Origin of the sequence: Saccharothrix variisporea (assembly GCF_003634995.1) — a bacterium.
Lineage (GTDB): Bacteria > Actinomycetota > Actinomycetes > Mycobacteriales > Pseudonocardiaceae > Actinosynnema > Actinosynnema variisporeum.
Window position 1 is genome coordinate 8543375 of sequence record NZ_RBXR01000001.1, and the last position, 11813, is coordinate 8555187.

The following is an 11813-nucleotide window of genomic DNA, read 5'->3' on the forward strand; positions in this document are numbered from 1 at the left end:
CCTCATCCACCGCGTCAACTACCTGAACGCCCATCAGCTCGTCCAGCGCCGCCCACGGGTCTTGGCTGATTTCAGCAGTCACTGTCGCACCCTTCAAAGGTCCGTGTTGCCCTGACCGCGGAGCCGCACATCCTCGTCACGACGCGGCCGGCGACCACCCGGCCCCTGTCGCCGCTGCTGCTGCGCTCCGTCGCCTATCGGCGCGGCGCTGCTCCGGGGCGAAGCACGTCGGCCTGTTCGAGACGATCCGACAGCGGCGGTTCGTCCAGCGAGCCGGGTTCGATGACGGCGCTGTTCGTGGACGAACGCTCGCGCATCCTGGAGGGGGCCGCGTGGGACATCGGTTTCATGACGGCGCCCGACTGGTGCGATCGGCTGCCCGGGGTGACGATAATGCTGGTGGCGTCGCTTGGCGTCGCCGAATCGTCCGAGTGCGAGCTGGACCTGGCGGCGGTGGCGGGGTATCCGATCGCTTTCGCTACGAACGCCGCAGTCGGGGCGCGTCATCGAATCGCTCGACGGGATCCGCTACGACACCGAGTCCGCCGCGCACGAAGACCTGTCCCGTCGGTATCTGGCGATGCCCGGCGACGAGGTGTGGGGTCTCCCGACCGGGTCAGCCCAGCGACGCGCTCGCCGCCCGCAGCTCGTCCAGTGCCTTGACGACGTGCGCGGCGAGGTCGTCCTCGGTGTCGCGGTCCTCCTTGGACCATTCGGCGTACCCGCGTTTGAAGGCCAGGACGCCGAGTTCGCCGGCTAGGGCCGCGGTGGCGTCCGGCACGCCGCGGGTGATGAGGGCGGTGGTCATGGCGGCGGCCAGGCTGACGCTCTTGAGGGCGTCGCGCTCCTGGAGTTCGGTGTTGGCGGCGACGGCCGCCTTCAGTCGAGAGGCGAACTGCCGGCTCTCGGGGCCCATCGCGCCGGCGGCGCGCACGAGACCGGCGGTGACCGCTTCGAGCGGGCTCGCCTCGGCGGGTGCCTCGGCGATCCCCTCGACCAGCAGTCGGCTCAGCATCTCCTGCCCGGCCACCAGCAACTCGCGCTTGTCGGGGAAGTGGCGGAAGAACGTGCTCTTCGTGACGCCCGCGCGCTCGGCGATCTGCGCGACCGTCGTGGCGTCGTAGCCCTGCTCGGTGAACAGGTCGACGGCCGCTATGACGAGGCGTTCGCGCGCTCCTGGTTCCCACCGTCCCACGGCGCCATCATAGGCGATGGGACTTTTGTCCCGTCACTGCTAGAGTGATGGGACAAAGGTCCCATCACTTGCGGGGGAGAACCTCATGCGCGTCTTCATCACCGGCGGCACCGGGCTGATCGGGTCCACCGTCGTCGCCGAACTCCTCGGCAACGGCCACACCGTCCTCGCCCTCGCCCGTTCCGACGCGTCGGCGCGGACCGCCGAGGACGCCGGCGCCGAGGTGGTCCGGGGCGGCCTGGCCGACCTGGACGTGCTGCGCGCCGGTGCCGCTCGCGCCGACGGCGTCGTCCACCTGGCCTTCAACCACGACTTCGGCAGTGCCGAGGCCATCACCCGGGCGGTCGCGGAGGAAGCCGCCGCCCTCGCGGCCATCGGCGACGAACTGACCGGCAGCGGCCGCCCGTTCGTCGTGACCTCGGGCACGCCGGCCGTGCCGGGTCGCGTGTCGACCGAGGCGGACGCGGTGGCGATCGAGGGCCCGCTCGCCGGTCGCGGCCACTCGGTCGCGGCGGTCCTCGCCCTGGCCTCGCGCGGGGTCCGGAGCACGGCGGTCCGCCTACCGCGCACGGTCCACAACGAGGGTACGGGCGGGTTCGCCGGGATCCTGACGTCCATCGCGCGCCGGACCGGCGTGTCCGGCTACCCGGGCGACGGCGCCCAGCGGTGGCCGGCCGTGCACGCGCTCGACGCGGCGGTCCTCTTCCGGCTCGCCCTGGAGCACGCGGAAGCCGGCACCACCTGGCACGCCGTGGCCGACGAGGGGGACCCGGTGCGCGACATCGCCGCGGTCATCGGCCGACGGCTGGGCCTGCCGGTAGCGTCGGTGCCGGCGGAGACCTACGGCCCGCTCGGTCCGATCTTCGCCACCGACCAACCCTCGTCCAGCGCCCACACCCGACAGGAACTCGGCTGGGTGCCGAAGCACCCGAGCCTCTTGGAGGACCTGGAGAACATCCGCCTTTGATCCGCGCAGCAGGGATCCGGCGCGTCGGTCACGCGGATGGTGGGCGGTGTCCGGAGACGGGCGAAGGGTGTTCGAGATCAGTGTGCGAAGACTGACCTGAACACCCTTTCGACCGCACGCTACGGCTTCAGCACCAGTTGGCGACTCCACCCTCCACCCGGCGACGTTTGCGCCTTGCAGTGGTAGATGCCGTCCCCCGTACGCCCCTGCTCTGCAAGTCGTCGTCACGGATGGACGGTCGAGGTGATCGCCTGGGTGACCGCTGCGATCGCCGACGTGGCGGTGCCCGGGAGCCGGGCCACCAAGACCCTGCGGACCTCGGGTGGCGCGCCCTGGACCCGCAGGGAGATCACGCCGGGTGGGGCGACCGGCGTCAGGCCTGCCGGGATCGTGGTGACGCCGAAACCACCGGCGACCAAGTGCAGTTTGGTCAGCCAGTCGCGTGCACTGTGGACGATGCGTGCTCGCCCCGGCAGGCCCGGCCAGACACCGAGGACCGGCTCCGCGCTCGACGAGGGGCCGGCGATCCACGGTGTGTCGACCAGTTCGTCGACGTGCACGGACGTGCGGCCCGCGAACGTGCCGTTGGCTGACGCCGCCACGACGAGTTCGACGTCCTGAACGGTCGTGACGTGCAGGCGTGGTGACTCGGTGTCCGGTGGCCGGTGCGGCGGGCGGGAGGTGAGCACCGCGACGTCGATCGAACCGGTGCGCAACGCCCGAGCCAGGCCGGGGGTGGTGCCTTCGCGGGTGACGACCCGGACCTGTGGCGCCGTCCTGGCGAGTCGGGCGAGCGCGGCCGGCAGGATCACCGGTCCGGCGCTGGGAACCACCCCGAGCCGCACCAGCTCCGCACGAGGAGCCTCACCGGTCAGGTCGCGCTCGGCCGCGTCGACCGACTCCAGGATCGTCCGGGCGTGGCGCAGCAGCGTCAGCCCGCGCTGCGTGAGCCGCACCCCGTCGGTCCGCCGCTCGAACAGGGTGGCTCCGACGCTGCGTTCGAGGGCGATCGCCTGTCGCGAGACGGCGGACTGCGTGTAGCCCAGCTGCGCGGCGGCCGCGGTGAAGCTGCCCGACTCGGCGATCTGGCACAACACCCGGAGGCTCGCACTCGACACGTCCATGCTGACCACGCATACCAGAGATGCCGGATCATCGCTTCCCGCATGCCCCTGCCGTACCTAGCGTGGTGGAGGACGAGACAGGAAGGCTTTCCCATGCGTGCTGCGACACTGACGGCGTTCGGCTCCCCCCTCGTGGTGCACGACGTACCGGACCCGGAAGCCGGCAGCGGTGAGGTGCTGGTCGAGGTGCTGGCGACGTGTGTGCCGCCTTACGCGGCCGAGGTGTTCAGCGGTGAACGGCGTTATCCGCTGGAGCCACCGGTCGTGCCGGGTGTCGGGGGCATCGGCCGAGTGGTCCGGGTCGGCCCGGACGCGACCAAGCTGGCGGTGGGGGACCTGGTGTGGTGCGACCCGACGGTCCGTGCCCGCGACGACGCCCTGACCCCGGACATCACGCTCCAGGGCTGGAGTCCTCGCGGCGAGGGCGGCGCCAAGCTGGCGCGACACCTGCCTGACGGACCGTTCGCCGAACTCATGCGGGTTCCCACCGAGAACGTCTACCGGCTGCCCGCCGCAGCGGCGGCCGACCCCGCCCGTTGGTCCGCGCTGGGCGTGCACACCATCGCCTACGGAGGGCTGTTGGCCGGCCGACTCGAGGCCGGTGAGACGCTGCTGGTCAGCGGGGCGACCGGCAACCTCGGCAGCAGCGCGGTAGCCGTCGCGCTCGCCGTGGGCGCCGGGCACGTGGTGGTCCCGGGCCGCAACCGGGCCGTCCTCGACCTGCTCGCCGACCGGTTCGGTGCACGGGTGAGCCCGGTCGAACTCAGCGGCGACGAAGACACCGACCGCGCGACCATGGCCGCGGCCACCGACGGCCCCATCGACATGGTGCTCGACCTCCTGCCGCCCTGGGCACCCAGCTCGGTGGCACGCGCGGCGGCCATGACCGTGCGCGAGCACGGGCGGGTCGTGCTGATGGGTGGCGTCGGCATGCTCGGCGGCGCGGACCTCGCGCTGCCCTACCCCTGGATCATGCGCAACTCGGTGACCGTTCGAGGCCAGTGGATGTACCCGCGCACGGCGAACGCCGGCATGATCCGACTCATCGCGACAGGCGCCCTGGACCTCGCCCCCGAACGCGTCACCCGGTTCGACCTCGACCAGGTCAACGACGCGGTCGCGTACGCAGCCGAGCACGGCGGCCCCTTCGACCGCACCGTCCTCATGCCGACTGCTTAGCGACCCGTCCGGGTTGTTCGGGTGGCCGGCTTCCGTACGGTGGTGTCGAGGGCGAGCGAGGGGAACCGGCTGATGAGTGGCCCGCGGACGGTGGCGATGCCCGGCCAAGTTCGCGGTCTGGCAGCACCGGACGCGACCGGACCGCTGTTCGTGACCAGCTACGACGGCCCCGACCTGTCGACCACCGCGCTCACGGCGGTCGGCCTGGACGGGACGGTGTTGTGGCGCCGTGAGTTCGACGGACGTCCCGGCCCGCCGCGCGTCGGCGACGGCGGCTCGGTGTGGGTCGCTCATCCCGGATCCGGAGGCCAGGCGGTCAGCGAGTTGGACGCAGACGGCGCGGTGTTGCGCTCGATCACACTCGAGCACGCGCCGCACGAGCACCTCGGGGCGTTCGTCCTGCTCCCCGACGGGATCTGTGCCGCCTGGCTCCCCGCGGCTCGCCGAGGCGCCGGGGAAGCGGGTCGAACCGCCGGCGTCGCGCGCCACGACGAGAACGGCGCCCGCCGGTGGTCGACGCCGGCCGTTCTCGATCACCTGTCCCATCCGGGTGTCGTGGAGGTGAATGCGGCCAACGGCCGGCAGGTGAGACCGATGAAGCCCTGGACACCGCGGTCGATCGAGGTGTCGCACCAGGAGCCGTTGCTGGTGTCCGGCAACCGGATCGCGGCCACCTTCGCCGATGGCGGCAGTGGCATCGCGGTCACGTTCTTCCTGGACGTCGCGACCGGGCACGTCATCGCCACCACCCGGCCCGGTCCCAGCGCCCACAACGCGATCGCGGGGCCGGGCGAGTTCCTCATCGGATCTCAGGGCTACGGCGTTTTCAGCACGGCCCGGTACGACCCGTCCGGCATCGTGACCGACGAGTGGCCGAGCAACGGCATGGTGCTGGTCGACCGTCATGGCCACATCCGCGGGCCGGAGTCGGAAAACGTCCTACCGTCCCGGTCCCGTTTCCGCGGCCTCAACCCCGGCGGCACACTGCGCGACGGTCCGGCGCTCTCCGGCTACTACACCGCCTACCCGGCGCTGGATCGCGACGGCACCGCGATCTTCTGGCGTGACGGCCGCCTGCTGGCCGTCGACGCCGACTTCGAGGTGCACGAGTTGTTCGCCATGAACGACGACCGGAGGGTGATGAGCAGAGTCCTGCTGCTCGACCAGGGGCAGGCCGTCTTCGCCCTGCACGACGAACTGCTCGCCTTCAGCGACACCGGCCTCGGACCACTCGACGTCGGCGCCTGGCCGTGCGCACACGGCAATCTTCGAGGCAACCCCGTCATGTACCGATGAACCGGAGCCGGCGGAGCGCCTGGCGAATGGTCAGGGGCGGCGGGCGGAAATCCCGCGACAAGGGGAGAACCACCAGGCATCGGTCGAGGTCGACCTGCACGCGTTCGCGGACGACGGGTCCACGGTCTACCAAGCCGGGCGTGACCTGCACGTCACAGTGACGCCATCGGTGCCCTTCACCGTGTGGAAGGTACCCGCGCCGAACCCGAACTCCACCGTGGCGCGAGGGTCGTCGGGCCGCCTGGGCCGTGCGTTGCGGTCCGGGTCGGTGGTCACGTTGCGGGGTGCTCGGCCGGGCCGGTGCCCACCTCCGTCAACGCGGACGTCCCGCCGAAGCGCGGCGACTGCTGCGACGCGCCTGCACGCAGGCGAGCCGGACTACTCGCCCATGCCCACCACCTGGCCCACGTCCTGGTCGATCTCGGGCGTCCCGCCGAGGCGGCCCCGCCGTTCTGACGCCGCAGGGTGGCGCCGGCTCCCGTGGCCTGCCGGACGAGGGCCAGGCCGCCCCGTGGTGCGGGACGGCCTGGCTCTGCATGGGTCAGAGGCGTTGGAGTGTGTAGGTTCCGCTGCCGGCCTTGTTGATCAGGATCACGCCGTACCGGCCGGTGGCGGTCGGGGTGAACGTGATCGTCTCCGCCGTGCCCGCGCCGCCGGCTGTGGCGGTGGCCGTGGCGCTCACGCGGCTGCGGGTGTAGGTGGAGGGGGTGCCGGCCACCGAGCCGACGATGAACAGCTCTGCGTCCTGGGACGCGTTGCCCGGGGTGACCTTGATGGTCACCGGCACGCCTGCGGTGAGGCTCGTGTCGCGCACCGCCACCACCTTGGAGCTGCTCATGGTGATGGACTGCGAGCTGCCCGCGGACAGCAGGGTCGAGCCCTGGGCCACTTCCAGGGCGTAGTCGCCACCCGGACTGGTGGGAGCGGTGACCCTCGGGTAGAAGTCGCCCAGGGGGGTTGTCCCGGTGTTGGAGTTCACCGCCACGAAGTCCACCAGGCCGCGCAGCACGCTGGAGCCCTTCTGGACGGTCTGGGCCTTGTCGTCGTACAGGCGCAGGTCGTAGTCGGAGCCCCCGGGTGGGCGCACGGCGACCACGGACCACGCGTTGGCGGTGGTGTTGTAGGAGAAGTTGTGCCCGTCGAAGGGCGGGGTCGGCCGGGTGATCGGGGTGTTGAGCGCCAGCGGCTCGCGGAAGGTGTAGTCGATGGTGTTCTGGTAGAGCGAGGCCAGGCCGCCGTTGACCGCGGTGTCGAAGCCGTCGCGGGAGCGGTGCTGCCAGAACTCGGCGAAGGTGTTGGACTTGTGGTTGAGGAAGGTCGTCCAGATGTGGCCCGCGCCTCGACCGCTCTCGGCCAGCCGGTCCCAGAGGCCGTCGTTGGTGGTGTCGGACAGGTCGATCAGCGCTCCGGCGACGCGGCCCTCCACGGTGTCGCCGTTCTCCCACGCCTGGGGTCCCGCCGGGGAGTTCCAGACCGACCCCCAGGTCGGGCTCTCCAGGTCGATCGAGTTCCCGTCCGGCCAGTTCCAGACCGGGTCGTCGTAGACCTGCACGGGGGTCCACTCGGCGAAGCCCTCGACCCACGCCAGCCCCGGGGTGGCCCGCAGGTGGAGGTTGTGCTCGCCGCCGGAGCCGGGCACCGGGCTGAACTCGTACACGTCGTCCATCACCGCGTGGGTGGCCTCGTGCACGGTCACGTCGCGGGAGATGGGGTCGGCGGCCCTGAGGAAGACCTGGCGGACGGCCGGGTCCGGGTTGTAGTGGGGGCCGACGGTCGAGTCCCACCGCCAGTTGACGACGACCCTCGGGCAGGTGCCGACGTCGAGGTCGTCCCAGCAGTCGCCCGGCTTCCAGTACCAGAGGTCGTTGACCGCGTCGAACGCCTGCACCCCGAGCCAGTGCCGCGGGTCGCTGGGCTGGAGCTGGCCGAAGTTGTGCGTCGCGCCCGCGGCCAGGTTGGGCACGATGACGGTGTCGTAGGAGAACAGCGTGCCGGTGCCGAGCTCCTGCACCCGCCACATGGTGTTCTCGGCGCTGAACCGGACGTAGACGTCCTGGCCGCCGTCGATGCCGAAGCCGTCGAGGTCGGTGTTGTCGAAGCAGACGGTGTAGTTGCCCGCGCTGTCGGTGGCGACCACGCCGAGCAGGTCGTCGCCGTCGTTGCCGTCGCGGTCCCACACCTGCACCCCGTAGTTGGGGGAGCTGCGGACGGTGAAGCCGCTGTCGGTGTAGGCCCAGCCGCCGGTGACGCAGGCCGTGCCGGCGAGAGCGGTGGTCCCTTCGGTCCGGGCGCTGGTCCGGCCCGCGTCGACGGCGGCGGTCGGCCGGTGGCCCAGCCGCGGCGCCACCCGGCCGGCGGTGACCTTCGTCGGGGCCGTGCCGGCGTGGGCGCCGCCCGCCATGCCGGGCGTGGACTCGCCGCCCCGCTCGGCGACGGTGAGGTAGACGTGGTCGGTGGGGATCTGGGAGTGCTCGTCGCCCGCGGTCACCGCGCGCACCGCGATGTCGGCGGGACCGGCGGCGGTGGCCCGGACCCGGCCGGTGAAGCGCTTGGTGCCGCCCTCGGCCAGCGCCGTCGCGCCCTCGGCCCGGTCCACCCCGCCGCGGTCGGCTGGGGTGGCGGCGGCCACCCGGCGGGTGCCGAGCCCGGCGGGCGCCTGCTCCCACTCCAGCCCGGCGGGCAGGTCCACCTCGACGCGCACGTCGGGCCTGGCGAACTGGGCGGTGACCTCGACCGTCAGCGCCGCGGACTGGCCCACGGCGGGCAGGGTCGCCAGCTCGGCCGAGACGGACACGCAGCTGCGCCACTGGTTCAACGCGGTGACGTGCGGGTTGGGTCTCAGCGTGCACACCTGCGGCCCCGCCTCGGCCTGCGCCCCGGCCGGGAGCCCCGCGGCCAGACCGCTCGCGGTGAGCACGACCAGTGCGGTCGCCCACCGGGTACGCGCCTTTGATGCGAACATCGCTCACTTCCTTCTCGTGAAGTCGGGAAGAGCTTGGGAGACCCACGATCGCGGCGCGACGCCGTCTTCCACAGGACCACTACCGGGGCGGACGGAGTGGACCACTGCGGTGCGGCGGCCCGCGGAAAGGGGGAGTTGGGGCGGCAACGCCGGCGTGACCGGCCACAGTGGACGGACGCGGCCGCGCGCGGGGTAGCGCGGGCCCCGCCGATCGGCCGAGTCCGCGCAGCCGGAAATCCCGTGCGGCACGACCACCGCCGCCCGCTACCGTGGTGATCAGCGGAAGGGGGACCGTGGCCGGTTCGCAACTGGTCGGGCGCGAGCACGAACTCGCCGCCGCGGCCGACGTCCTCACCCTGGCGCGGGAGCGCACCGCCCGGTTGCTGCTGTCCGGCGAAGCGGGCATCGGCAAGAGCGTGCTGTGGGAGCAGGTGCTGGGCGACGCCGCCGGGCGCGGCTACGCGATCCTGTCGTGCCGCCCGGTCGAGTCGGAGGCGCGGCTGGCCTTCAGCGGCCTGATCGACCTGTTCGACCGGGTACCGGACGACGTCCTCGCCCAGCTGCCGGGGCCGCAGCGGACGGCCCTGGAGGTGGCGTTGCTGCGCCGCCAAGCCGACGACGGGGCGGGCGACCCGCGTGCGGTGTACCTGGCGACGCTCAACGTCATCCGCGCGCTGGCCGCCGACACACCCCTGGTGCTGGCCGTGGACGACGCGCAGTGGCTGGACGAGTCCAGCGGCCGGGTGCTGGAGTACGTGGTGCGCCGGCTGGCCGACGAGCGCGTGGCGGTCGTGGTGTCGGTCCGCGACGAGACCGGCGACCACCTGCCGCCCGGTCTGTCCGGCCAGGACCACCTGGTGCACCTGCGCCTGAGCGGGCTCAGCATCGGCGCCCTGCACCGGCTGGTGCGCTCCGCGGTCGGCTCGCCGCTGCCGCGTCCCGCGCTCGTCGCCCTCCAGCGGGCCAGCGGGGGCAACCCGTTCTACGCGCTGGAGCTGGCCGGGGTGCTGCGCCGCGACGGCGGCACGCCGGGGCTGCCGCTGCCGACACCCCGCGCGCTGGGCGAGCTGCTGACCAACCGGGTGGTCGCGCTGCCCGCCCGCAGCCGCGACGCCCTGCTCTACGCCTCGGCGCTGGCGCAGCCGACCGTGGACCTCCTCGCCGCGGCGCTGGGCGACGCCGACGCCGCGGACGAAGCGCTCGCCGACGCCGAGGACCACGGCGTGGTCGAGGTCGTGGCGGGAGCCATCCGCTTCACCCACCCGCTGCTGCGCTCGGCGGTCTACTCGGCCGCGACCGGCGGCCGGCGACGACGGGTGCACCGGCGGCTGGCCGCCGTGCTGGACGACCCGGAGACCCGCGCCCTGCACCTGGCCCTGGGCTCCGGCGGCCCCGCGCCGGAGGTGGCCGACGCGCTGGACGAGGCCGCGCGCATCGCCCAGCAGCGCGGTGCGCCGGAGAACGCCGCCAGGATGTGGGAGCTGGCGGCGGGCCACGTCGGCGACCCGGTGCGCCGGGCCGGGCTGCTCGTGCCCGCCGCGCAGTGCCTGTTCTCCGCCGGTGACGCGGCCCGCGCCCGCGAGCTGTTCGAGGCCGCCGTGGCGGGGTTGCCCGCCGGGCCGCACCGCGCCGCCGCGCTGCTGGAGCTGGCGGTCGTGGTGTTCTTCGGCAACGGCCCGGTCGAGGCCACCGCGCTGTGCGACGAGGCGCTGGCCTGCGCGGGTGACGACCCGGTGCTGCGCGCCACGACCTACCTGCGCCGGTCGTTGTTCTGCCAGAACGACACCGCCGAGCGCTACCGCAACACGCGCCAGGCGCTGGCGGAGATCACCGGCCACGAGGGCGCCGCGCCCGACGACCTCGTGGCGTGCGTCCTGGCCGGCAGCGCCTACTACCGGCTGCTGGCCGGTGAGGGCCTGCGCGTCGACTACCTGCGGCGGGCCGCGGCGCTGGTCTCGCCGACCGGGCAGTCCCGGGACGCGCGCTCGGCGCGCAGCCTGCTGCGCGTGATCACCAAGTACACCGACCCGGTGCGGGGGCGGCACGACATCGCCCGATCACGCCACGACCTGCTCGACCGGGGCGACGAGGCGACCGCCGTGCACGAGCTGGTCCACCTCGCCGAGCTGGACGTCTGGCTCGGCGACTGGCCCCTGGCCGACCGGGAGGCCGCGGAGGCCCTCGACGCCGCCGAGCAGACCGGGCAGCGGCCGTGGGCCGCCTACGCCCTCTACACCCGCGCCCTGGTGGACGCCCACCGCGGCGACCACGACGCGGCCCTGGAGGCGGCGGCGGAAGGGCTGCGCATCGCCACCGAGCTGGACGACTCGTGGGTCACCGTGCACCTGCGCGCGGTGCTCGGCTTCACCGAGCTGTCCCGCGACGACCCGGCGGCGGCCCGAGCGCACCTGACGGCCGCGCTGGAGGTCTGCGCGGCGGTCGGACTGGGCGACTTCCCGGTCAGCTCCCTCTACGGAGACCTGGTCGAGGTGACCGCCGAGCTGGGCCTGGTCGCCGAGGCGCAGGCGCTGCTGGCGGACCTCGAACTGCGCCGCGACCGCGCGCCCCGCCCCTGGATCACCGCCGTGGCCGCCCGGTCGGCCGCGCTGGTGCGGATGGCGTGCGGCGACGTGGCGGGCGCGCAGGCGGCGCTGGACTCCGCGCCGGACCTGCCGATGCCCTTCGAGCAGGCCCGCACCGACCTGGTGCGCGGCCGGGTGCTCAGGCGGCGCAAGGAGAAGCTGGCCGCGCGCGAGGCGCTGCTGGCCGCCCGGGCCGAGTTCGACCGGCTGGGCGCGTCGCGCTGGGTGGGCGAGGCCGACACCGAGCTGGGCAGGCTCGGGCTGCGCCGCGACGACGAGCACGGCCTCACCGCGACGGAGCTGCACGTCGCCCGGCTCGTGGCCGCCGGGCTGAGCAACCGGGAGGTGGCCGCGGCGGCGTACGTGACGACGAAGACCGTCGAGGCGCACCTGAGCCGGATCTACCGCAAGACCGGCGTGCGCTCGCGTCGCGAACTGAGCCGGCTCGCGTTCCTGAGGGAGCCGCCGGACTAACTGTGGGGTCGCTCCCCGATTCGCCGGCCGGTGC

8 protein-coding genes are annotated in these 11813 nt (G+C 73.3%); 5 read left to right on the forward strand and 3 right to left on the reverse strand.

What is annotated here, in order from left to right; translation table 11 throughout:
- Positions 1-616 precede the first annotated feature (616 nt).
- Positions 617-1195: a TetR/AcrR family transcriptional regulator gene (locus tag DFJ66_RS38680; RefSeq protein ID WP_121229198.1), complete on the reverse strand. Its 579-nt coding sequence runs from the start codon at positions 1193-1195 to the stop codon at positions 617-619.
- An 85-nt stretch (positions 1196-1280) separates the two neighbouring features.
- Here DFJ66_RS38680 and DFJ66_RS38685 point away from each other — a divergent pair, with 85 nt between their 5' ends.
- Positions 1281-2162 (forward strand): SDR family oxidoreductase, encoded by an 882-nt coding sequence (locus DFJ66_RS38685; protein ID WP_121229201.1) that lies wholly within the window; start codon positions 1281-1283, stop codon positions 2160-2162.
- Positions 2163-2386: 224 nt separating this feature from the next.
- Here the strand turns inward: DFJ66_RS38685 and DFJ66_RS38690 are convergent, their stop codons facing one another.
- Positions 2387-3286, reverse strand: coding sequence for a LysR family transcriptional regulator (locus DFJ66_RS38690; protein WP_170199968.1), 900 nt, complete (start codon positions 3284-3286; stop codon positions 2387-2389).
- A gap of 93 nt (positions 3287-3379) precedes the next feature.
- Here DFJ66_RS38690 and DFJ66_RS38695 point away from each other — a divergent pair, with 93 nt between their 5' ends.
- From DFJ66_RS38695 to DFJ66_RS43190, 3 genes are all read left to right on the forward strand, one after another.
- On the forward strand, positions 3380-4465 hold the full coding sequence (locus DFJ66_RS38695; RefSeq protein ID WP_211351460.1) for an alcohol dehydrogenase catalytic domain-containing protein: 1086 nt from the start codon (positions 3380-3382) through the stop codon (positions 4463-4465).
- Positions 4466-4537: 72 nt separating this feature from the next.
- Positions 4538-5761 (forward strand): hypothetical protein, encoded by a 1224-nt coding sequence (locus DFJ66_RS38700; RefSeq protein ID WP_211351461.1) that lies wholly within the window; start codon positions 4538-4540, stop codon positions 5759-5761.
- A 300-nt stretch (positions 5762-6061) separates the two neighbouring features.
- Positions 6062-6217, forward strand: coding sequence for a hypothetical protein (locus DFJ66_RS43190; RefSeq protein ID WP_170199970.1), 156 nt, complete (start codon positions 6062-6064; stop codon positions 6215-6217).
- Positions 6218-6302: 85 nt separating this feature from the next.
- Here DFJ66_RS43190 and DFJ66_RS38705 read toward each other — a convergent pair whose 3' ends face one another.
- Positions 6303-8723, reverse strand: coding sequence for a hypothetical protein (locus tag DFJ66_RS38705; RefSeq protein ID WP_121229204.1), 2421 nt, complete (start codon positions 8721-8723; stop codon positions 6303-6305).
- Between the two features lie 293 nt (positions 8724-9016).
- Here DFJ66_RS38705 and DFJ66_RS38710 point away from each other — a divergent pair, with 293 nt between their 5' ends.
- Complete coding sequence (locus DFJ66_RS38710; RefSeq protein ID WP_170199972.1) at positions 9017-11779, forward strand: ATP-binding protein; 2763 nt, start codon at positions 9017-9019, stop codon at positions 11777-11779.
- Positions 11780-11813: the final 34 nt, after the last annotated feature.

Bases quoted from the DNA above. Each gene is read 5' to 3' on its own strand.
- DFJ66_RS38685 (WP_121229201.1), top strand. From the start codon at position 1,281: ATGCGCGTCTTCATCACCGGCGGCACCGGGCTGATCGGGTCCACCGTC.
- DFJ66_RS38690 (WP_170199968.1), bottom strand. From the start codon at position 3,286: ATGGACGTGTCGAGTGCGAGCCTCCGGGTGTTGTGCCAGATCGCCGAG.
- DFJ66_RS38695 (WP_211351460.1), top strand. From the start codon at position 3,380: ATGCGTGCTGCGACACTGACGGCGTTCGGCTCCCCCCTCGTGGTGCAC.
- DFJ66_RS38700 (WP_211351461.1), top strand. From the start codon at position 4,538: ATGAGTGGCCCGCGGACGGTGGCGATGCCCGGCCAAGTTCGCGGTCTG.
- DFJ66_RS38705 (WP_121229204.1), bottom strand. From the start codon at position 8,723: ATGTTCGCATCAAAGGCGCGTACCCGGTGGGCGACCGCACTGGTCGTG.